19 protein-coding genes and 1 riboswitch are annotated in these 20507 nt (G+C 62.1%); of the genes, 13 read left to right on the forward strand and 6 right to left on the reverse strand.

Annotation, left to right across the window (positions count from 1 at the left end; translation table 11 throughout):
* Positions 1 to 5: 5 nt before the first annotated feature.
* From cobN to cobJ, 5 genes are read left to right on the forward strand one after another with little or no spacing between them, the layout of a single operon-like run.
* Complete coding sequence (cobN, locus tag ACVBAU_RS15810; protein ID WP_448327126.1) at positions 6 to 3266, forward strand: cobaltochelatase subunit CobN; 3261 nt, start codon at positions 6 to 8, stop codon at positions 3264 to 3266.
* Positions 3263 to 4405, forward strand: coding sequence for a precorrin-3B synthase (gene cobG, locus ACVBAU_RS15815; RefSeq protein ID WP_448327128.1), 1143 nt, complete (start codon positions 3263 to 3265; stop codon positions 4403 to 4405). The genes cobN and cobG overlap by 4 nt, the downstream gene beginning before the upstream one ends.
* The gene (locus tag ACVBAU_RS15820; RefSeq protein WP_138924967.1) at positions 4406 to 5035 is read left to right on the forward strand and encodes a precorrin-8X methylmutase; all 630 of its coding nucleotides are present in this window, start codon (positions 4406 to 4408) and stop codon (positions 5033 to 5035) included. It begins immediately after the preceding gene.
* 2 nt (positions 5036 to 5037) lie between these two features.
* Entirely contained in the window at positions 5038 to 5754 is a 717-nt protein-coding gene (locus ACVBAU_RS15825; protein WP_448327130.1) for a precorrin-2 C(20)-methyltransferase, read from the forward strand.
* Positions 5751 to 6488: a precorrin-3B C(17)-methyltransferase gene (gene cobJ / locus ACVBAU_RS15830; protein WP_448327132.1), complete on the forward strand. Its 738-nt coding sequence runs from the start codon at positions 5751 to 5753 to the stop codon at positions 6486 to 6488. The genes ACVBAU_RS15825 and cobJ overlap by 4 nt, the downstream gene beginning before the upstream one ends.
* On the opposite strand, the gene ACVBAU_RS15835 is transcribed toward cobJ, so the two are convergent.
* On the reverse strand, positions 6464 to 7213 hold the full coding sequence (locus ACVBAU_RS15835) for a cobalt-precorrin-6A reductase (RefSeq protein WP_448327134.1): 750 nt from the start codon (positions 7211 to 7213) through the stop codon (positions 6464 to 6466). The two genes, cobJ and ACVBAU_RS15835, sit on opposite strands and share 25 nt — an antisense overlap.
* Here ACVBAU_RS15835 and cbiE point away from each other — a divergent pair.
* The 7 genes from cbiE to cobF all read left to right on the forward strand — a co-directional run bounded on the left by cbiE (position 7212) and on the right by cobF (position 13390).
* Entirely contained in the window at positions 7212 to 8408 is a 1197-nt protein-coding gene (cbiE, locus tag ACVBAU_RS15840) for a precorrin-6y C5,15-methyltransferase (decarboxylating) subunit CbiE (RefSeq protein WP_448327136.1), read from the forward strand. The two genes, ACVBAU_RS15835 and cbiE, sit on opposite strands and share 2 nt — an antisense overlap.
* Complete coding sequence (locus ACVBAU_RS15845; protein ID WP_335744544.1) at positions 8405 to 8764, forward strand: cobalamin biosynthesis protein; 360 nt, start codon at positions 8405 to 8407, stop codon at positions 8762 to 8764. The genes cbiE and ACVBAU_RS15845 overlap by 4 nt, the downstream gene beginning before the upstream one ends.
* On the forward strand, positions 8761 to 9546 hold the full coding sequence (cobM, locus tag ACVBAU_RS15850; RefSeq protein ID WP_138924962.1) for a precorrin-4 C(11)-methyltransferase: 786 nt from the start codon (positions 8761 to 8763) through the stop codon (positions 9544 to 9546). The genes ACVBAU_RS15845 and cobM overlap by 4 nt, the downstream gene beginning before the upstream one ends.
* Positions 9543 to 10868 carry a cobyrinate a,c-diamide synthase gene (locus ACVBAU_RS15855; protein ID WP_448327138.1) on the forward strand — a complete coding sequence of 442 codons (1326 nt, stop codon included), beginning with the start codon at positions 9543 to 9545 and terminating at the stop codon, positions 10866 to 10868. Before cobM ends, ACVBAU_RS15855 begins: the two co-directional genes overlap by 4 nt.
* Entirely contained in the window at positions 10865 to 11581 is a 717-nt protein-coding gene (gene cobA / locus ACVBAU_RS15860) for a uroporphyrinogen-III C-methyltransferase (protein WP_335744514.1), read from the forward strand. Before ACVBAU_RS15855 ends, cobA begins: the two co-directional genes overlap by 4 nt.
* Before the next feature lie 26 nt (positions 11582 to 11607).
* Positions 11608 to 11823, forward strand: a riboswitch (cobalamin riboswitch).
* A 72-nt stretch (positions 11824 to 11895) separates the two neighbouring features.
* Positions 11896 to 12579, forward strand: coding sequence for an energy-coupling factor ABC transporter permease (locus tag ACVBAU_RS15865; protein WP_138924959.1), 684 nt, complete (start codon positions 11896 to 11898; stop codon positions 12577 to 12579).
* Positions 12580 to 12637: 58 nt separating this feature from the next.
* A complete protein-coding gene (cobF, locus tag ACVBAU_RS15870) occupies positions 12638 to 13390 on the forward strand; it encodes a precorrin-6A synthase (deacetylating) (protein WP_138924958.1) in 753 nt (250 codons plus the stop codon).
* Between the two features lie 9 nt (positions 13391 to 13399).
* On the opposite strand, the gene cueR is transcribed toward cobF, so the two are convergent.
* Both cueR and ACVBAU_RS15880 read right to left on the reverse strand, forming a co-directional pair.
* The gene (cueR, locus tag ACVBAU_RS15875) at positions 13400 to 13786 is read right to left on the reverse strand and encodes a Cu(I)-responsive transcriptional regulator (RefSeq protein WP_138924957.1); all 387 of its coding nucleotides are present in this window, start codon (positions 13784 to 13786) and stop codon (positions 13400 to 13402) included.
* 17 nt (positions 13787 to 13803) lie between these two features.
* On the reverse strand, positions 13804 to 16263 hold the full coding sequence (locus ACVBAU_RS15880; protein ID WP_448327140.1) for a heavy metal translocating P-type ATPase: 2460 nt from the start codon (positions 16261 to 16263) through the stop codon (positions 13804 to 13806).
* Between the two features lie 187 nt (positions 16264 to 16450).
* Between ACVBAU_RS15880 and ACVBAU_RS15885 the strand changes: the two genes are divergently transcribed.
* Positions 16451 to 17407, forward strand: coding sequence for a NodZ family protein (locus tag ACVBAU_RS15885; RefSeq protein ID WP_448327142.1), 957 nt, complete (start codon positions 16451 to 16453; stop codon positions 17405 to 17407).
* On the opposite strand, the gene ACVBAU_RS15890 is transcribed toward ACVBAU_RS15885, so the two are convergent.
* From ACVBAU_RS15890 to ACVBAU_RS15900, 3 genes are all read right to left on the reverse strand, one after another.
* Positions 17404 to 18375 carry a glycosyltransferase family 2 protein gene (locus ACVBAU_RS15890; RefSeq protein ID WP_448327144.1) on the reverse strand — a complete coding sequence of 324 codons (972 nt, stop codon included), beginning with the start codon at positions 18373 to 18375 and terminating at the stop codon, positions 17404 to 17406. The genes ACVBAU_RS15885 and ACVBAU_RS15890 overlap by 4 nt on opposite strands.
* A 2-nt stretch (positions 18376 to 18377) precedes the next feature.
* The gene (locus ACVBAU_RS15895; RefSeq protein WP_448327146.1) at positions 18378 to 19058 is read right to left on the reverse strand and encodes a sugar transferase; all 681 of its coding nucleotides are present in this window, start codon (positions 19056 to 19058) and stop codon (positions 18378 to 18380) included.
* A 218-nt stretch (positions 19059 to 19276) separates the two neighbouring features.
* Positions 19277 to 20506, reverse strand: a complete 1230-nt coding sequence (locus tag ACVBAU_RS15900; RefSeq protein ID WP_448327148.1) for a glycosyltransferase family 4 protein — start codon at positions 20504 to 20506, stop codon at positions 19277 to 19279.
* Position 20507: the final 1 nt, after the last annotated feature.

The raw sequence follows: 20507 nt of genomic DNA on the forward strand, positions 1-20507 counted from the left end.
CTGCCATGCATGTCGTCTTTCGCGAAAGCCACGGACTGGATCAAAGCGACCTGCCCCAAGACTTGGGGCAGACGCCGGCGGATCTGGTTGTGCTGTCCTTTTCAGACAGTGATCTGGGGGCTTTCGCGGCGGGCTGGCATCGGGCCGAAGGCGGGCTGCCGTCTTTGCGGCTGGCCAATCTGGTGGCGCTGAAACATCCGTTGTCGGTCGATACCTATGCCGAACAGACCCTTGCGGGGGCCAAGGCGGTTTTGGTGCGGCTGATCGGGGGCGAAAGCTATTGGCCTTACGGGCTTGCCACCCTGCAAGATATGGCGCGCAAACAGCAGATCGCGCTGGCGGTGCTGCCTGCGGACGGCCAACCCGACCCACGGCTCGACGCGCTGTCGACGCTCCCCCATTCGACGTTAAGACGCTTGCAACATCTGTGCGATACGGGCGGGGCGGTGGCTGCGCAGGCGGCACTGGCGCAATTGTCGCTGGCCGCAGGGCTTTATGCGGGGCCGGCCAAAGGGGCCAAAACCGTACCCGAAGCAGGATTTTACCAGCCCCACACAGGCGTGATCCCCGCGCCGGAACCATCCGACAAGCCCCGCGCCATTGTGACATTCTACCGGTCCTATCTAACGGCCGCCGATACCGATCCTGTGGATGCGCTGATCACGGCGCTGGAGGCGCGCGGTTTTGACGCCATTGGGTTGTTTGCACCCAGCCTCAAGGGTGACACAGCGCCGTGGATCGCGCAGCAGATTGCCCGGCTTGATCCGGCGGTGATCGTGAACGCCACCGCCTTTTCCGCCCAGCGCGGGCCGGACCATCCTTTGGTTCTGGGGGCAAGCGATTGCCCCGTGGTGCAGGTCGCCCTGTCCACCGCGCGGCGGCGCGATTGGGCGGGATCAGAGCGGGGGCTGTCGCCCACCGATCTGGCGATGCATGTCGTGCTGCCCGAGGTGGATGGCCGTCTGTTTGGCGGCGTCGTCAGCTTTAAACAACCCGGCAAACGGGACGAGGCGTTGCAATACAGCCGTTTCGCACACCGCGCCGATGCAGCGCGTGTGAATTTCATTGCGGATCGGGTGCTGCGTTTGCACCAGCTGCGCGTGCAGGACAATGCGGCAAAGTCCATTGGGGTCGTGCTGTCGACCTACCCCGGCAAGGACTGGAACATGGCCCATGCGCTTGGGTTAGATGCGCTGGCGTCCCTGCGCGAAATGACAGCGCAGTTGGCGGTGCAGGGATATGACGTCGATGCCCATGCGCTGGCCGATACGCAAACTGTGGCCAGCCGTCTGGGCACCGAAACCATCCGTTGGCCGCTGGAGGATTACAAAGCCGCCCTTGCCAAGCTGCCGCAGGTGCTGCGCGATGACCTGACCGAAAGCTGGGGCGCGCCGCAGGACGATCCGCTGTTTCACGACGGGGCGTTCTGCTTTCCGGCGCTGCGCAGTGGCAAGCTGCTGGTTGCCCTACAACCCGAACGCGGCACTTTGGCCGAACGGGACGACGACTATCACGATCTGAGCCGCACGCCGCGTACGGGCTATGTCGCGTTCTATCTGTGGCTACAGCAACAGGCCGATGCGATGGTGCATGTCGGTGCGCATGGCACGCTGGAATGGCTGCCGGGCAAATCCGTCGCCCTGTCAGAGGTATGTTGGCCCGAGGCGCTGATTGGTCCGATGCCGGTGATTTATCCTTTCATCGTCAACGACCCCGGCGAGGCCGCGCAGGCCAAGCGCCGCATCGGGGCCGTCACCGTGGGGCATATGCCACCGCCGCTCGTGGCGTCGAAACTGCCCGAAGACTTTGGCCGGTTGGAACGGTTGCTCGACGAATATTCTACCGCAGACGGGCTCGACCCCGCGCGGCGCGACCGGCTGATCGCTGATATCCGCACCGAAGCGCAGGGCCGCGGCGTAGAGCAGGACCTAGGTCTTGATGCCAGTGCCAGCGCGGCAGAGGCGTTGACCCGCATCGACCGCTTTGTCTGCGACATCAAGGAAACGCAATACGGTGACGGGCTGCATGTATTTGGTGCAGGCGATCATGGCGCGAGCGAGATCGACGGGCTGATCGCGGCCTTGTCTGCGCGGTTCGTGCCCCCCGGCCCTTCGGGATCGCCCTATCGCGGGCGCAGCGATGTGCGGCCCACGGGGCGCAACCTGTTCACTACCGATCCGCGTGCTGTACCGTCGCGGGCGGCCTATACCCAAGGGGTGAAGCTCGCCGAGGAACTGCTGCGCAAGCATTTGCAGGATCACGGCGACTGGCCCAAGGGGTTGGTCATGGACATGTGGGGCTCTGCCACCATCCGCACCGCGGGCGAGGAATTTGCCATGGCGCTGCATCTGGCCGGTCTGTCGCCCCGCTGGGATGACGGCAGCGACCGCGTCAGCGGGTTCGACATTCTGCCGCTCGCTTTGCTGAACCGCCCGCGCATTGACGTGACCCTGCGGGTGTCGGGGCTGTTCCGCGATATGTTCCCCGGACTGGCACAGCTGTTCGAGGCGGCGATTGCCAAGCTGGCCGAACGCCCCGAAAGCGCTGCCGATAATCCCTATCTGATCCAGACCCCGCGTGTCTTTGGCCCGCGCCCGGGAACCTATGGGTTGGGGATCGGTGCCGCGATGGACGATTATTCGGACGACGCACGCGCAGCGGCGGGAGAGGCCTGGCTGGCCGCGTCGTCCTATGCGATCGACGCCCGCGGAGAGATCACCTATGCCCGCGACGCGCTCGAGGCGCAGCTGACGCGGGCCGATAGTTTCGTACACCTGCAAGACCTGCCCGAAACCGATCTGCTGATGGCCGAGGATTACGCCGCACACGAGGCCGGCTTTGCCGCCGCGATGCGGCGTTTGGGCAAGGGGGGTGCTGCCGCGCTGTATCATCTGGACGCCACCCGCCCCGACCAGCCCCGTGCCCGCACCCTGACCGAGGAACTCGCCCGTGTCGTGCGCGCCCGTGCCGCCAACCCTGATTGGGCCACCGGCATGATGGCGCATGGCTTTCGCGGTGCCGCCGAGATCGCGGCGACGCTGGATCACCTTGCCGCCTTTGCGCATCTGGCGGGCGTTGTGCCGGACCACCTGTTCGACCTGATGTTCGATGCCACGCTGGGGCGGGATGATTTGGTCGACTTTATGCAAGATGCCAATCCGCAGGCGCTTGCCGCGTTGCGCGCGCGGTTTGATGCGTTGCACCGTGCGGGGCTTTGGTCATCGCGCCGCAACTCTGTCCTCGCCGAATTGGGAAGCCCCGCATGAGCGCACCGCAAGTCTTTGGCTGGTGCCCCGGTGCGCTGCGGCCGATGATGTCGGGGGACGGGCTCGTGGTGCGGCTGCGTGTGCCGATGGGGCGGTTAAGCCCTGACCAGATATGCCGCGTTGCTGCGCTGGCGCGCGCCCATGGCAACGGCATGATCGATCTGTCCGCCCGCGCGAACCTGCAACTGCGCGGGGTGACAACCGATAGCCATGCTGCGCTGATCGATGGGCTGCGCGCGATTGGCCTTGTCGATCATGATCTGGCTGCCGAAGCACGGCGCAATATCACCGTCACGCCGTTCTGGCAGGCCGGTGAAGACAGCCACCGCGTGGCACAATCACTTGGCGCGGCACTTGCTGCTGCGGATGCGCCCGACCTGCCGAGCAAGTTCGGCTTTGCTATCGATTGCGGCAATCAACCTGTGCTGACGGACACCTCTGCCGATATCCGCATCGAACGCAGCGCCGCGGGCCTGATCTGCCGTGCGGACGGGGCCAAGATGGGCCAGCAAGTGACTGTGGATACGGCGGTAGATGCCGCACTCGCGCTGGCGCGATGGTTTCTGAACACCGGCGGCGTGACCGACGGGCGCGGGCGCATGGCGGCACATATCGCAACGCAAGGCACGCCCGAGGCGGCTGATACGCCGCCCTTGCCCGCCGTTGCACCGCCAGAACCGAGTGTGACCGCCCATGGCACGCTGATCGGGTTTGCCTTTGGCCAGACCACGGCAGAGAGCTTTGCGCAGCTCGCAGACCTTGGCCCGCTGCGGCTGACGCCGTGGCGCATGGTGTTGATCGAAGGGCCCGCGATCACGGAGCCGCTGCCCGATTTCATCACCGCCCCCCATGATCCGCGCCGCCGTGTACAGGTCTGCACCGGTGCCCCCGGCTGCCGTCAGGCGTTGTCGGACACACGCCATGCGGCCCAAGCCATCGCCGCGCATCTGTCGCCAGACAGCGACGATACGATCCATATCTCCGGCTGTGCCAAAGGCTGCGCCCACCCCGCCCCTGCCCCCGTCACGCTGACCGCCAGCCACGACGGGCATTTCACCCTTATCCGCCACGGGCGCGCGGGCGACCCGCCGCAAAGCGCGCCGCTGACAGTGACCCAAATTCAAGACAGGAGGCTTTGAGTGCCCCACACCTATGAGACCAACGGCGCCGCGATCTATCTGGAGAGCTTTGCCACCATCCGCGCCGAGGCCGATCTGGCCCGCTTTACCCCCGACGAGGAGCGTGTGGCCGTGCGCATGATCCACGCCGCCGGTCTGGTAGGGCTGGAAAAGCACGTACAGTTTTCTGAAAATATGGCGCAGATTGCGCGGGCGGCGCTGGCAGACGGCGCGCCGATCCTGTGTGATGCGCATATGGTCTCCGAAGGGATCACACGCACGCGTTTGCCCGCCGACAACCAGATCATCTGCACCCTACGCGACCCGCGTGTGCCGGACATGGCGCAGCAGATGGGCAACACGCGCTCTGCCGCAGCGCTGGAACTGTGGCGGCCGCATCTGGCGGGGGCTTTGGTGGCCATCGGCAACGCGCCGACGGCGCTGTTTCACCTGCTCAATATGCTCGAAGACCCCGACTGTCCGCGCCCTGCCGCCATCATCGGTTGCCCCGTGGGGTTTGTCGGTGCGGCTGAATCCAAAGACGCGCTGATGCAGGATTTGCCGGTGCCGTCGATGATTGTGCAGGGGCGTTTGGGCGGTTCTGCGATTACAGTGGCGGCGGTGAACGCGCTGGCCACGTGGAAGGAATAACGATGGGCAAGGTCATTTGCATCGGGCTTGGCCCCGGCGACCCCGAATTGATGAGCGTCAAAGCGCACCGTTTGCTGACCGGCGCGCATCACGTCGCGTTTTTCCGCAAACCCGGGCGGCGCGGGCAGGCCCGCACCATCGTGGACGGCATCATGGCAGAGACGGCGGTGGAACACGCGATGGAGTATCCCGTCACCACGGAAATCCATTTCAGCGATCCCGAATACAACCGTCTGCTGTCGGCCTTCTACGACGATTGGGCTGACCGTTTGACCGACCTCGCGCAGACCGAAGATGTGATCGTGCTGTGCGAAGGGGATCCGTTTTTTTACGGGTCGTTCATGCATCTGCACAGCCGCCTTCAGGGCCGCGCCGAGGTCGAAATCGTGCCTGGTATCACCGGCATGTCGGGCTGCTGGACGGCCACGGGGCATCCGATCACTTGGGGCGATGATGTGCTGACGGTGCTGATGGCGACGCTGTGCGAGGATGAGCTGGCCACACGTGCCGCCAACACCGATGCGCTGGTCGTGATGAAGATCGGACGCAACCTCGACAAACTTAAACGCGCGTTGACCAAGGCGGGCCGTTTGCAGGACGCGTGGCTGGTGGAAAAAGGCACGATGGCGGGCCAGACGGTGCAAAAGCTGACGGATGTCCCCGCCGAAGTGCCCTATTTCTCGATCGCGATTGTGCATGGACAGGGGCGCCGCCCATGACCGGTTGGGTCCGCGTCGTTGGCCTTGGCCCCGGTGACGAGGCGCTGGTAACACCCGAGGTGCGTGCCACCGTGGACGAAGCGACCGATATCGTCGGCTATATCCCGTATGTGCGCCGGATCACGCCGCGGGACGGGCTGACCCGGCATGAAAGCGACAACCGTGTAGAGCTGGACCGCGCCGCCCATGCGCTTGAGATGGCGGCGGCGGGGCACCGTGTGGTGGTGGTCTCTTCGGGCGATCCGGGGGTGTTTGCCATGGCCTCTGCCCTGTTCGAGGCGCTGGAGAAAGGTCCGAAGGACTGGCTGGCGACCGACATTCGCATCCTGCCCGGCATCACCGCGATGCTGGCGGCGGCGGCACGACTTGGGGCACCGCTCGGGCATGATTTCTGCGCGATCAACCTGTCAGATAACCTGAAGCCTTGGTCACTGATCGAAAAGCGGTTGCGGCTGGCAGGCGAAGCGGGCTTTGCCATGGCGTTCTACAACCCGCGCTCGGCCTCGCGTCCGCATCAGTTCGCCACTGCCCTAGAGATTTTGCGCGAGGCCTGCGGGCCAGAGACCTTGATCTCTTTCGCGCGTAACGTGAGCCATCCCGACGAGACCTTGCGCACCGTCACGCTGGCCGAAGCGACGCCAGAGATGGCCGATATGCGCACGGTTGTGATCGTGGGCAACGCCGATACCCGCCGCATCGGGTTGCATATTTACACGCCACGGTCTGCCGAATGATCGAGCCACGCCAAGATATCGTCGAGCTGCGCAAAGCTCGTGCGGGCTGGCACTGCGGGGCGCTGGATCATCAGCACGCGCAGCCCCAGTTCGCGCGCGGCGATGAGCTTGGCCTCTGCCCCCGTGCCGCCGGCGTTCTTGGCGATGATCAGCTCGGTCCCGTGGTCGCGCAGCAGGGCGATGTCTCCGGCCACGTCGAACGGCCCTCGGGCGAGAGTTACGGTCGTGTGCGGCAGGGGCAGCGGCGCGTCGGGCTGGTCCACCAGCCGCAGCAGATAGTGGTGTTGGGGATGGTCGGCAAAGACGGGCAACGCCTGCTTGCCGATGGCCAGAAAGACCCGCGTCGGGGTCTGCGGCAGGGATGCGGCGGCGGCTTCGATATCGGGCAGGTGGGTCCAGGTGTCGGCAGCGGTCTCGCGCCACGGGGCACGCTCAAACGCGGCCAGCGGGATACCGGCCTGCGTGCAGGCGGCATGGGCGTTGCGGCTCATCTGTGCGGCGAAAGGATGGGTCGCGTCGATTATGCGGGTGATGTTATCTTGCGCGATGAAATCGAGCAATCCGGTCACGCCACCAAAGCCACCAACGCGGGTGGGCAACGGCTGCACCACGGGGGCCGCCGTGCGTCCGGCATAGCTGAACAGCGCATCATCGCCACGTTGGGCCATAGCGCGCGCGAGGCTGGATGCCTCTGTCGTGCCGCCAAGAATGAGGGTGCGCGTCATGGGTGATCCTGTTGCTGCGTGGGTGACCCTGATTGGTCTGGGCGAAGATGGCCTTGGGGCGTTGACGGATGCAAGCCGAAAGGCGCTGGCCGAGGCGGAGCTGATCTTTGGCGGGCCGCGGCATCTCAGCTTATGCGACGCAGGCGCGCGGGGGCGTGAATGGCCGCTGCCGTTCAGCGTGGAGCCGGTGCTAGAGCATCGCGGGAGCGCTGTTGTCGTGCTGGCCTCGGGCGATCCGTTCTGGCACGGCGTGGGCGGTACGCTGGCGCAGGTTCTGGACCCGTCGGAATGGCGCTGTTTTCCCGCGCCGTCCTGCATGACGCTCGCCGCCGCGCGGCTTGGTTGGCGGTTGGAGGAGGTCACGACCATGGGCCTGCACGCTGCCCCGTTCGAGGTGTTGCTGCCCCATCTGGCCGAAGGCGCGCGGTTGATCTGCACGCTGCGCGACGGTGCTGCCCCTGCGGCGCTGGCTGAGTATTTAACCGCGCAGGGTTTGGGCGCGTCCCGCCTGACGGTGATGGAAGCGCTTGGCGGTCCGCGCGAAGTTCTGCGCGAGGCCGATGCCGCGACGTTTGACTTGGGCGGCATCGCCGCCCCTGTGGTGGTGGCGATCGCGGTGTCGGGTGGCGCAGGATTAAGCCACGCACCGGGTCGGCCCGAGGGGCTTTTTGCCCACGACAGCCAGATTACCAAATCGCCGATGCGCGCGCTGACACTGGCCGCCCTTGCGCCACGTGCGCGAGAGCTGTTGTGGGATGTGGGGGCGGGGTCCGGCTCTGTCTCTGTTGAATGGTGTCTCGCCGCTCCTGCTGCGCAGTCTATCGCCATAGAGCCGCGCGAAAGCCGGTGCGAAAATATCATCGAGAACAACCGCCGGTTTGGTCTGGCGGACCGGATGCGCTGCGTGCATGGCACGGCCCCCGATGCGCTGGCCGATCTGCCCCTGCCCGCTGCTGTCTTTCTGGGAGGCGGCGCGACCGAGGATGTGTTGCAGGCGATCTGGGACAGGATCACGCCGGGCACGCGGCTGGTGGCCAATGCCGTCGCCCTTGAGACGCAAGCCTTGCTCATCCGCTGGCACGGGATGCACGGCGGGCAATTGCTGCGGATCGATCTGGCGCAGGCCGCGCCCTTGGGGACGATGCAGGGCTGGCAGCCAAGCCGCCCGCAACTGCAATGGAGCGTGACCCGATGATCGTTGCAGGCATAGGGATGCGGGCAAACGCGACCGAGGCGGATGTACACGCTGCACTGGCGCTGACGCGGCGCACGCCGGACACGCTGGCGACGCTGGCGATCAAGGTGACACCGGCGCTGCGACGCTTTGCCGACAGTATGGGGTTGCCGCTGATAGAACTGTCGGAAGCCGATATTGCGGATATCCCGACACGTACCGTTTCGCCGCGCATTCAGGCGCGGTTCGGGACAGGATCACTTGCCGAGGCCGCCGCATTGCGCGTCGCCGGTCGCGGTGCCAAATTGACGACCTTGCGTGTGACCAGCCCCAATGGCATGGCCACCGCAGCTATCGCGGAAGGAATTGCCCCATGACTGTTCACTTTATCGGCGCGGGCCCTGGTGCCCCTGATCTGCTGACCCTGCGGGGGCGCGACCTGATCGCGGCCTGTCCTGTCTGCCTTTATGCCGGATCACTGGTCCCGTCAGAACTGTTGGCGTACTGCCCAGCCGACGCGAAAATTGTGAACACGGCGTCGCTGTCGTTGGATGATATCATGGCAGAGATCAAAACCGCCGATGATGCCGGTCACGACGTTGCGCGGTTGCATTCGGGCGATCTTTCGGTGTGGTCTGCCATGGGCGAACAGCTGCGCCGGTTGCGCGACTTGGATATCAATTACGACATCACCCCCGGCGTGCCTGCCTTTGCCGCTGCTGCCGCCGCGTTGGGCACTGAATTGACGCTGCCCGGTGTCGCACAATCACTGGTGTTGACGCGCACCTCGGGGCGGGCGTCGGCCATGCCCGAAGGCGAAACGCTTGAGAATTTCGCAGCCACGGGCGCGACGCTGGCGATCCACCTGTCGGTACATGTGCTGGACGATGTGGTCGCGCGGCTGTCCCCCCACTACGGAGAGGACTGCCCTGTCGCCATCGTCTGGCGCGCAAGCTGGCCAGACCAAAAGGTGGTGCGGGCAACTTTGGGCACCGTGATCGACGCCACCGACGGCGAACGCGGGCGCACGGCGCTGATCCTTGTGGGCCGCGCCTTGACGGCAGAGGAGTTCCGCGAAAGCTGTCTGTATGCCGGCGATTATGACCGCCGTTTCCGCCCCGTGGGCACAGAGCCACGCTTTCCCGAGGGCACAGAATGATAGAGACAACGCAACTGCCAAAGGGCCTGATGATTTCGGCTCCGGCGTCGGGCACGGGCAAGACCACGTTGATGCTGGGCCTGCTAAATGCGCTCAGCCGTCGCGGTGTTGACGTGCGCCCGTTCAAAAGCGGGCCGGATTATATCGACCCCGGCTTCCACCGTGCGGCGTGCGGGCGGTCGTCGTATAATATCGACAGCTGGGCCATGGGCTCGGGCGTGCTGTGCAACCTGATCGGCACCGCGCATGGCGGAGATCTGGCGTTGATCGAAGGGTCGATGGGGCTGTTCGATGGTGTGGCGCAACCGGGGGAGACCTCTAACGGGGCGAGCGCGGATATCTCTGCCATGACGGGATGGCCGGTGGTCTTGCTGCTGGATGTATCGGGTCAGGCGCAATCGGCTGCGGCCACCGCGCTTGGGTTCAAGACGATGCGGCCTGATGTGCATGTCGCGGGTGTGGTGCTGAACAAGGTCGCCAGCCCCCGCCACGAGGCGCTGCTGCGCTTGGGGATGGAGCAGGTCGGCATGCCTGTTCTGGGCGCGCTGCCCCGTCAGGGATCGGTCGCGCTGCCGGAACGCCACCTCGGCCTCGTGCAGGCCGAAGAACAGCCAGAGCTGATGAAGCTGCTCGATGCCGCGGGCGATTTTATTGCCGAGCATATCGACCTTGATCTGATCGTTTCTGTCGCCGAGGGGCGCAGTATTCCCGACGGGCCAGACGTGTTGCCCCCGCCCCCCGGTCAACGGATCGCCTTGGCCCGGGATGCCGCGTTCTCGTTTATCTATCCGCATCTTCTGGATCACTGGAAGGCTGCGGGCGCGCAGGTTCTGCCGTTCTCGCCGCTGGCTGACGAAGCGCCTGATGACAGCGCCGACATCTGCTGGCTGCCCGGCGGCTACCCTGAATTGCACGCGGGTCGTCTTGCCGCTGCCGCGCAGTTCCGCGACGGCTTGCAACAGTTTGCCACGACGCGTCCCGTGCATGGGGAATGCGGGGGGTATATGGCGATGGGGGCCGGATTGGTCGACAAGGAAGGCGTGCGGCATCAAATGGCAGGGCTTCTGGGCCTGGAAACCAGCTATGAAAAACGCAAGATGCATTTGGGCTACCGGCTGGCCACCCTGAACGAACCCGGCCCCGGATATGACGCAGGTGCACGGTTGCGCGGTCATGAGTTCCACTATTCCACCATCCTGTCGCAGCCCGATACACCGCTGGCGCGAGTGGTCGATGCCAATGGTGCCGAAGTGCCTGAAACCGGATCGCGGCGCGGCCATGCCACGGGTACGTTCTTTCACCTGATCGCGGGGGCATCATGACGGGTTTTGTGTCTTTCGTTTCCTCTGGTCCCGGTGACCCCGAGCTGCTGACCGTCAAGGCGGTGAAGCGGTTGCAAGAGGCCGAAGTCGTGCTGTTCGACGATCTGTCGGCGGGTCCGATCCTTGAACATGTCTCGGTCGAGGCGGACTTGATCGGGGTTGGCAAACGCGCGGGCCGCCAGTCGCCGAAACAGGACCATGTCAGCCGCCTGCTGGTCGAACATGCGCTGACCGGCGCGCGGGTTGTGCGGCTCAAAAGCGGCGACGCGGGCGTGTTTGGACGGCTTGAGGAAGAGCTCACCGCGCTGAAAGAGGCGGGTGTCGCCTTTGAAATCATCCCCGGTGTGACGGCGGCATCTTCTGCGGCGGCGGCGGCGATGATCCCGCTGACGCGGCGGCTGACCGCGCGGCGCGTGCAGTTCATCACCGGCCACGGGGAATCGGGGGCTTTGCCGGACGATCTGAACATGGCGGCGCTGGCCGACCCCACAGCAACCACGGTCGTCTATATGGGCCGCCGCACCTTTGCCGGTTTCGCCGCGCGGTTGATCGAGGCGGGTCTGCCCGGATCGACCCCTGCCCTGCTGGCCGAGGCGGTATCGACCCCCGATCAAAAGCTGAGCCGGCACACTGTTGAAAGCCTTGCCAATCTGCCGCTGGATCCCGCAACGTCAGCGCCTGCTCTCATCCTATACGGACCGCTGAGCGAATAGACCGCTTGACAAAACCGGCCTGAAAATGACCACCTAATCTGGACGGTTCCCCGTGCGCTTTTGGGCAAACGGGGTGAAAAGGGAATACGGTGCGGTGCCAACGCAAAGGTGCCTAATCCGGAACTGCCCCCGCACCTGTAAGTGAAGAGCAACCCGCATTGCCACTGGGCCAATCAGCCTGGGAAGGCGCGGCGCGCATGGACGCACAAAGTCAGGAGACCTGCCGTCAAGGGGATGATCCCCGATCCAACTGGCTGCCTTTCGGGGCGGCTTTCACATCATGCCGTCGGGAAAGACGGCAAGGAGACCTGAACATGCATATCGAACCCGAAGTCGTGACCGGCGCAAAGCTGGTCCTGTCCTATGGCACCGCCGCCGGTGCTGCGGCGTATACCGCGAAAACCGCGATGGACTCTGTCCGTGAAAAAGGCGTCGTGCCTTTTGCCGGCGGGGCCATCGTTGCCACCGCGTTGACCTTTGTCTTTTTTCAACTCTTCCCGCATTTCCCCGTGGGCGTGAGCGAAGTGCACCTGATCCTTGGATCGACCCTGTTTTTGCTGTTCGGCGTGGCCCCTGCTGCTGCCGGTCTGGCGCTAGGTCTGCTGGCGCAGGGCATGTTCTTTGCCCCCATCGATCTGCCGCAATACACAATGAACGTCACCACGCTGCTGGTGCCGCTGTTCATGGTATCGGCGCTGGCCAAACGGATCATCGCGCCCAACACCGCCTATGTTGACCTGACCTATGTCCAAGCGCTGAAGCTGTCGACAGCGTTTCAGGCGGGCGTTGTGGGCTGGGTTGCGTTCTGGGCGATCTATGGTCAGGGTTTTGCCGCGAGCAACATCGCCGCTGTCGTCAGCTTTGGCGGGGCGTATATGATGGTCATCCTGATCGAGCCGCTGGTCGATCTGGCCGTGCTCGCCGCAGCCAAGACCCTGCGTGATGTTGCAGGCAGCGCAGTGTTCACCAAGCGTCTGACCCAATCCGCCGCTGAATAACCCAAGACCAGACGCGGCCCCTTCCCTTCGGGTCGCGTCACACTTCCGGAGCCATAAGATGTTTACGCTTTCACTGATCGGCATCGGGTCCGGCAACCCCAAACACCTTACCTTGCAGGCCATCGACGCGCTGAATGCCTGTGATGTGATCCTGATCCCGTCCAAGGGCGCGGGCAAGGATGATCTGGCCGGTCTACGCCACGAGATTTGCGCGCAGGTGCTGCACGCGGGCGGGCCGGATATTCATGAATTCACGCTGCCAAAACGCGACGCGGACAACCCCGACTATCAGGCCGGCGTGCACGATTGGCACGATGCCATTGCGCAGGTCTGGCTGGCCGAAATGCAGCGCGCACTGCCCCAAGGTGGGCGCGTGGGTTTTCTGGTGTGGGGCGATCCGTCGTTGTATGACAGCACGCTGCGCATTGCAGAGCGTTTGCAAAAGGTGGTGCCGCTTAGCGTCGATGTCGTGCCCGGCATCACATCGCTGCAGGTATTGACGGCGGGCCATGCGATCGCGCTGAACACCATCGGCAACCCCGTCATGATCACTACCGGACGGCAGCTGCGCGATCACGGCTGGCCCGAGGGCGTCGATACCATCGCCGTCATGCTTGACGGGACCTGCGCGTTCGAGGTGCTGCCACAGGACGGCGGTTTCCACATCTGGTGGACCGCTTATGCCGGGATGCCCAATGAGCGGCGCATCGCGGGGCCGCTGGATCAGGTCCGCGACCGGATCATAGCGACACGCGCAGAGGCCCGCGCGGCGCATGGGTGGATCATGGATATCTACCTGCTGCGCCGCTAGAGGCTTTGGCTAAAGCTCTTCGAGCCGCTGCAAGATCGGGCAATCGGGGCGATCGTCGCCGGCGCATTCATGCACCAGATGCGTCAACGTGTGACGAATATCCTGCAAGTCCGCGATCTTGCTTTCGATCTGCGCCAGATGTTGCTGTGCGATGGCACGGACATCCGCGCTCGCGCGGTCCTGATTGTCCCAAAGCGCCAGCAGGTCGCGACAGTTTTCAATCGTAAACCCCAAGGTGCGCGCGCGCGCCAGAAAGGTCAGCTTATGCACGTCACTGTCACAAAAGCTGCGATAGCCGTTGGTGTCCCGCGCTGGTGTGATCAGCCCGATGTCTTCGTAATAGCGAATGGTCTTGGCAGGCAGGCCCGCGCGTTTTGACACGTCACCGATGTTCATAGACGTTTCCTTTGCTTTCATGAGGCCGTTGCAGCCGCGGCGACCCACCGCAGGCGCAGCGCGTTAAACAGGACAAACACGCTTGAGAGTGCCATCGCAGCAGCGGCAAGCACCGGCGACAACAGCACACCGAACAGCGGATACAGAATGCCTGCAGCGACAGGGATCAGCAGCACGTTATATCCAAAGGCCCAGAACAGGTTCTGACGGATATTGCGCATTGTGTGCTGGCTGATGTGCAGCGCGTTGACCACACCTTGCAGATCGCCCGACATCAGCACCACGTCGGCTGCTTCAATCGCGACATCGGTGCCGGTGCCAATGGCAATGCCCACGTCGACACCGGCCAGCGCGGGCGCGTCATTGATGCCATCCCCGACAAAGGCGACCTTGTGCCCTGCCTCTTGCAGCTTCTGAAGCGCTGCGACTTTGCCCTCGGGCAGGACTTCGGCGACCACAGTGTCGATCCCCAATGTGCGCGCGATTGCCTGTGCCGTTGCCTTGTTGTCACCGGTGATCATAGCGATTTTCAGCCCCGCGTCGTGCAACGCCTTGAGCGCTTTGGGCGTTGTCTCTTTGATCGGGTCGGCGACCCCGATCATCGCGACCAGTTCCCCGTCAACAGCGGCGAACAGCGGCGTCTTGCCGTCGGCACCCCATGCGGCCGACCGCCCCTCTGCTGCCGCAAGAGAGACCCCTTCGAGGGTCATAAACCTGTCCGCCCCGACCAGCACGCTATGGCCTTCGACCTCGGCACGAACGCCGTGGCCCGTCTGGGACGTAAAGGATGTGACCTGCGCCAGCGACAGCCCCTCTGCCTCGGCATGGCGGATGATCGCTGTGGCGATCGGGTGCTCTGACTTGGCCTCGACAGAGGCGACAAGACGCAAGGCATCGGACCGGGTCCAACCGTTGAAGACGTCCAGATCGGTCACCTCCGGGCGTCCGGCGGTCAGCGTCCCTGTCTTGTCGAGCGCGATGGTATCCACCTCTGCCAAGGTCTGCAGCGCATCCCCCTTGCGAAACAGCACGCCCAGCTCGGCACCTCGTCCCGTGCCGACCATGATAGAGGTCGGCGTTGCCAGCCCCATCGCACAAGGGCAGGCAATAATCAGCACCGCAACACTGGCCACCAGCGCGAACCCCAACGATGGCTGCGGCCCGACGGTCAGCCAAATAAGGAAAGTCGCTGCCGCAATCGCCATGACCGCGGGGACGAACCACATGGTGATTCGGTTGACCATATCCTGAACGGGCAGCTTCGCGCCTTGGGCATCTTCGACCATGCGAACGATTTGCGACAAGGTCGTATCCGCACCCACATGGGTCGCGCGGTAGACTAAAGCGCCAGTGCCGTTTACCGTCCCGCCGACAACGTTTGTATCAGCTTCTTTTTCGACCGGTATAGGTTCGCCAGTGATCATGCTTTCGTCCACAAACGACGTGCCGCTGGTGACGGTCCCGTCCACCGCAATCTTTTCACCCGGACGCACATGGATCAGATCCCCGACGACAATCTCGTCAATCTCTATCTCGGCCACCTGCCCGTCACGCTCTACCCGCGCGGTTTTAGGGCGCAGACCGATCAGTTTTCGAATGGCTTGGCCTGTCTGGCCCTTGGCGCGTGCTTCAAGCGTGCGCCCCAGCAGGATCAACGTGACAATCATCGCTGCGGCCTCGAAATAGACAGCCTGTGCACCAGCGGGCAGCACCTGCGGCGCAAACAACGCGACGGTCGAAAAGCCCCAAGCCGCTGTGGCACCCAGAAAGACCAGCGAATTCATGTCAGGCGTGCGTTTTAACAGCGCTGGAACACCGGTGACAAAGAAGCGCCGCCCGGGCCACGCCAGCACGATGGTGGTCAGAACGAACTGGATCGACCAGCTGAGCTGCTGGCCAAGTGTGGTCATCACCCAATGATGAAACGCGGGGATCATATGCCCGCCCATTTCCAGCACAAACACCGGCAAGGTCAGCGCTGCGGCCAAAAGCGTCATGCGTTTCAGATGCGCGGCTTCTTCCATCTTGCGGTCGGGCGGTGACGTCATCGAGGCGTCTTTGACGGGGGTGGCAGGGTAGCCGGCGACTTGCGCCGACTGCACAATTGCGGTGTCCGCGTCCGCGGTCAATGTGTGTACCACGGCTTCTTCGCGGGCCAGATTGACAGAGACGTCGACAACGCCGGGCACCGCAGCCAAGGCGCGTTCGACCCGGCCGACGCAGGACGCGCAGGACATGTTTTCGATGGCATAGCGCCGTGTTTGCACGGTGGCAGGGTACCCCGCGGTGTCCAGTGCAGCAACAACAGCCTTGGGGTCAAACCCCGATGTCACCTGCAATGCTGCCGTTTCAGAGGCAAGGTTAACGCGCGCGTCCTGCACACCATCGACACGGCCTAGCGCCGCCTCGACCCGCCCCACGCAAGAGGCGCAATTCATGCCGCTTATCTCAAAATTGATCGCAACTACATCGCCCATTCTCTGTCTCCTCAGGGTGTCTTGCCCCTCAGATAGGGCTTCCAGTCAATGGAAGGTCAAGCTGTGAAGTCGAATTTAATTCATCTTGTCCACAATAAGCGGTTTTTCCGCGGGGCATTTAACGATTTCGAAATGGATAGGCCCGATCTTCACTGCAAAGCGACATACGGAGGGTGCGTATCGACGGATGACAACAAAAACATTGGTTATCAAAGGCAAAGGCGGGTTGGGGAACCGCATACTGTCTGCAGTTTCGGGCTTGGTTTACGCTGACTTATCGGGGCGCACACCCGTGATCGACTGGCGCGATGGCTGCTATGCTCCGCTTGGCGAAAACGCCTATCCACTTCTGTTTCAATCCCCGATCACGGGTGAAAACGTTGAAGACCATACAGACATATGCCCCGCAATCTGGACCGGCAAACTGCATCGCCAACCGCAAGATATGATCGACGCCTATATGCCCCAATCCCATTCAAACCCCTGGGGGTATCGCAGGCTATGTGTTGACTTAAAGCGGCTAGACCACCCACAGGAAACAGCAGTCTACTGGTCCTACCTGCCCAAGCTGGCACGCATGCAGCATCACTTGCGCCGTGACCCTCGCTTTGCCAACAGGGGGGAGCGTGAAATTCTGGCCGACTACCTCGGGCGCTACTTTACCCCCAACGCGCGGGTGCGCAGGGCGCTGTCGCAGATGCGCCCCACAACAAAGAGGCCCAGCATCGGCGTGCACATCAGATTTACGGATCGTAAAATCCCGCTTCGACCCGTGTTGGCGACGTTGCGACGGCTAAAACAATGCCAGCCGGATGCGACCATCTTTCTCGCCACGGACAACGCGCAGATCGAGCAACGTCTGACATGCGAATTCGACAAGGTAATGACCCACCCGAAACGACTGGACCCTTCGGGCCATCGCCTGCACGGGCCAGATACAACCTGCGATCAGCAACGCGAAGCAGAGAATGCCTTGATCGACATGTGGCAGCTGTCGCGCTGCGATCATCTCATCTATTCGCACCGATCTACCTTCTCTGTGACATCCGCCTGTTTGGGGTGTTTTTCAAAGGTACATACCCATGATGTCGAACGCTTTTCAGTACGGCTGTGGGCGAAGGACCTTTTACAGCGCTATGCCTAATCATACCCCTGCAACCAAAGGTTCCGCGCGGTCCAAACCGCCGCCCAATGCGCTGCCCGCGCCCGCCTGTCGGCCCTGTTCGACGCTATTAAGGGCCGCGTGGCCAGATACCGCGTCGCAGACCAAAGCCACATGAAGAAGATCCCCGCGCCCCTTTGCGATTTGGGCCAGTGATCGCGGATCAATGATGCGCGCGATGTCATGACTGCAATGGCCTTTGCCTCTGTGCGCGATGTGGAGGCTCCAACATGATGTACGATCTGCGCGCTTGGTGTGATCATCGGGTGGTACCCGAAGGCCCGCGCGCGCAGACACAGATCGGCATCCTCGCCATACATGAAATACTTGGTGCTGAACCCGCCCAGCCGGTGCCAAAGCGAAGTTTCAATCAGCATGAAGCATCCGACGACGATGTCCACCTGCCGCACGGTGTCGCGCGCCCAGCCACCATAAGCTTCAGGGTTAAAAAACCTGTTCTTCGTCAAAGCTGTGCTAAACCCCGTCGCCTTGAAGAACAGGCTTGCCAATGTGGGCCGCGCCCAGCATGACGCGATGTTCAACGCGCCGTTCGCAAAAACAGTCCGGCCGCCCCAGATGCCGGCCTTCGGATAAAGTCGCGCAAAGTCGATGAGGCGATCAATCGCCTCGTCCTGCAATTCTGTATCGGGGTTGAGCAAAAGCACGTAGTCAGATGCGCAATCTAGCGCAGCCAAGTTATTGCCACGCGCAAAGCCAAGGTTCTGCGGCGCTCGAATCAGCTGTACCTTCGGAAACGCAGAAGCAATTGCATCCGCAGAACCATCTGAAGACGCGTTATCCAAGACGACGCAGTCAAAACGCGTTGTGTGGGTATGTTGGTACAACGTTTCGAGCGCCTTCAACGTCATGATGCGCGTATTAAAGCTGATTATGACCACGGTTAGCGTGGCCGGAGAGCTCGCCAAAGACGCTGCGCCGGCCTGCGCCATCGTCAGCATCCCGTTGCGCGAAATACCACGCCCGCTGTTGCTTTTAGTATTCGTAAGTCTTGTTTCATTGAGAGTGATGCAAAATACTGCTCGTCAAAACGAGCGCGGTCCACAAATTTTGATCTATTTCGTGAGGAAACCTGCCAGTTCCCACTGATCCCCGGTCGCAGACGGTAATAGCTTTTTCCACGATACAACACTTGTTGAGACACCAGCATGGGTCGCGGGCCAACCAGACTCATATCGCCGCTGAGCACGTTCAAAATTTGAGGAAGTTCATCCAGCGATGTACAGCGCAAGAAGCGCCCCAGTTGCGTCACTCTGGGATCAAGGCACAGTTTGTGACTACGCAGCCATTCAGATTGCGCCGCGGGATTTTTCGCCAAATAATCGCTAAGGAAGTCTGGGTCGTGAGGCCGCATGGTGCGCAGCTTCCACATGCGAAAGATCCGCCCATTTCTGCCGACACGTTCCTGCGTAAAGAATGGATCAAGCCCAGATCCCGCGACTAAGCACGCCAGGAACGCGATCATAGCAAAAGCGATCGGGAACAGCAGCATACATAAAAAAAGGTCAAAGCAGCGTTTTCCGTAGCGGCGATATAGGTCCGACCGCACATATAGGTGCGGCCTGGTTTGCATATGAAGATCACGCTGTTTTTGAAGTATAGTAGTTTGATACATCCGAAACTCCTTCGTCGGCGTGGGCCATGGAAAAGTCGATGCATCAGAGCGTATGAGGGCAGGCTTACTGCTGAGTTAAGAATAACTATTCAATTTGAGCTATTACGTAGAAAGAACGGTTCACCGCCGCTCGAACGAGACACGCTGTCAGGAAAACAGAGACTGTTGGCAATTCTTCGATGCTACGCAGATCTGAAAAACATTTTAGGGAGGAGCACCTACGGCGCTATGGTCCGACCTTCACCCTCTCGCTTAGCTGCCAAATGCGCATATGCAGCAAGCAATTGCGGTTCAGAGAATGACCATGCCAATGAGCAAGCCACCCTATCTTTGCCAATTTGGCCCATTTCACGCCTGCGTGCCGGATCGCTGACAAGGGTTTTGATACACTGCGCAAAAATCACTGGATCATTATTTTCTGCGTACAGCGATGCCCCCCCTGCGGTTCGCCGCCCTTCAGTCAAATCAAATTGCACTACGGGTTTGCCCAGCGCCATATATTCGACCACCTTATTCATGGTCGAAATATCGTTCATTGCATTGTGCGGGTCAGGTGCGAGGCCAATATCGATGACATTCAACGCGCCGACTAGCGCAGGCCCGTATAAGGCACCCGTAAACGTAAAGTAATCTTCAAGCTTAAGCTTAGTGATCTGCTGCTTCATCTCGGCCAGCGACGGCCCAAAACCGATAATTAGGAAGTGAATATCGGTTTCGCCCAATACGGTGACAAGATGATGGGCTGCCGAAACCATGTGCTCCATGCCCTCTTGCTGTCCGATTACGCCCACATAGCCAAGCTGTGTTTTTGCAAGGTTTTGATGGGATTTGGTCCCTGGCTCCGGCTTAAAATCCGCGAGGTCGGGGGCCGACCGGACGACAAAGATATCCTCCGTATTCTTGCGCCCTCGCCCGACGGCAATGTTGTGAAAGCTGACATTTGGCGAGATGACGATCGATGCGATGCGGTAGCTGAGCCGTTCCAATCGACGCATGAGCCAATAGCCAATTCCCCGCTTCTGAAACTTCACGATATATAGTTCAGGGCACACGTCGTGTTGGTCAAAGACGTATGCCACGCCTTTGCGTCGAAACCACAGCGCCAGCAGGCAGATCAGGTCCGGAGGGTTACAGCCGTGAATTGCCTGAAAAGGGTTTTCTCGCCAAATTTTTCGCGCCAAGCGGAACCAGTGCAAAAGTGCGCTGGAATACTCTTTCACGTAGGAAACAGCCCCCCCACTACCCTCTAAAACAGCGGGATACCGGTAAATGCGCACGCCTTCCCGAATTTCGAATGCCTCGATCCATCCCTGCCCCGTGGGCGAAATGATCGAAACCTGGTACCCGGCCTTGACCAACGTTGTTGCTTCCAGCCAGACCCGCCGGTCAAGCGGGACGGGCAGGTTTTCAACGACGATTAGGATATGGCGCAAGGGCGGTTTGGTCATA

This window comes from Sulfitobacter sp. M13, from assembly GCF_053474885.1.

Bases quoted from the DNA above. Each gene is read 5' to 3' on its own strand.
- ACVBAU_RS15825 (WP_448327130.1), top strand. From the start codon at position 5,038: ATGGGCAAGGTCATTTGCATCGGGCTTGGCCCCGGCGACCCCGAATTG.
- ACVBAU_RS15865 (WP_138924959.1), top strand. From the start codon at position 11,896: ATGCATATCGAACCCGAAGTCGTGACCGGCGCAAAGCTGGTCCTGTCC.
- cueR (WP_138924957.1), bottom strand. From the start codon at position 13,786: ATGAACATCGGTGACGTGTCAAAACGCGCGGGCCTGCCTGCCAAGACC.
- cobJ (WP_448327132.1), top strand. From the start codon at position 5,751: ATGACCGGTTGGGTCCGCGTCGTTGGCCTTGGCCCCGGTGACGAGGCG.
- cobF (WP_138924958.1), top strand. From the start codon at position 12,638: ATGTTTACGCTTTCACTGATCGGCATCGGGTCCGGCAACCCCAAACAC.
- ACVBAU_RS15895 (WP_448327146.1), bottom strand. From the start codon at position 19,058: ATGTATCAAACTACTATACTTCAAAAACAGCGTGATCTTCATATGCAA.
- ACVBAU_RS15885 (WP_448327142.1), top strand. From the start codon at position 16,451: ATGACAACAAAAACATTGGTTATCAAAGGCAAAGGCGGGTTGGGGAAC.
- ACVBAU_RS15835 (WP_448327134.1), bottom strand. From the start codon at position 7,213: ATGACGCGCACCCTCATTCTTGGCGGCACGACAGAGGCATCCAGCCTC.
- ACVBAU_RS15845 (WP_335744544.1), top strand. From the start codon at position 8,405: ATGATCGTTGCAGGCATAGGGATGCGGGCAAACGCGACCGAGGCGGAT.
- cobM (WP_138924962.1), top strand. From the start codon at position 8,761: ATGACTGTTCACTTTATCGGCGCGGGCCCTGGTGCCCCTGATCTGCTG.
- cobA (WP_335744514.1), top strand. From the start codon at position 10,865: ATGACGGGTTTTGTGTCTTTCGTTTCCTCTGGTCCCGGTGACCCCGAG.
- ACVBAU_RS15880 (WP_448327140.1), bottom strand. From the start codon at position 16,263: ATGGGCGATGTAGTTGCGATCAATTTTGAGATAAGCGGCATGAATTGC.
- ACVBAU_RS15855 (WP_448327138.1), top strand. From the start codon at position 9,543: ATGATAGAGACAACGCAACTGCCAAAGGGCCTGATGATTTCGGCTCCG.
- cbiE (WP_448327136.1), top strand. From the start codon at position 7,212: ATGGGTGATCCTGTTGCTGCGTGGGTGACCCTGATTGGTCTGGGCGAA.
- ACVBAU_RS15890 (WP_448327144.1), bottom strand. From the start codon at position 18,375: ATGGCGCAGGCCGGCGCAGCGTCTTTGGCGAGCTCTCCGGCCACGCTA.
- cobN (WP_448327126.1), top strand. From the start codon at position 6: ATGCATGTCGTCTTTCGCGAAAGCCACGGACTGGATCAAAGCGACCTG.
- cobG (WP_448327128.1), top strand. From the start codon at position 3,263: ATGAGCGCACCGCAAGTCTTTGGCTGGTGCCCCGGTGCGCTGCGGCCG.
- ACVBAU_RS15900 (WP_448327148.1), bottom strand. From the start codon at position 20,506: ATGACCAAACCGCCCTTGCGCCATATCCTAATCGTCGTTGAAAACCTG.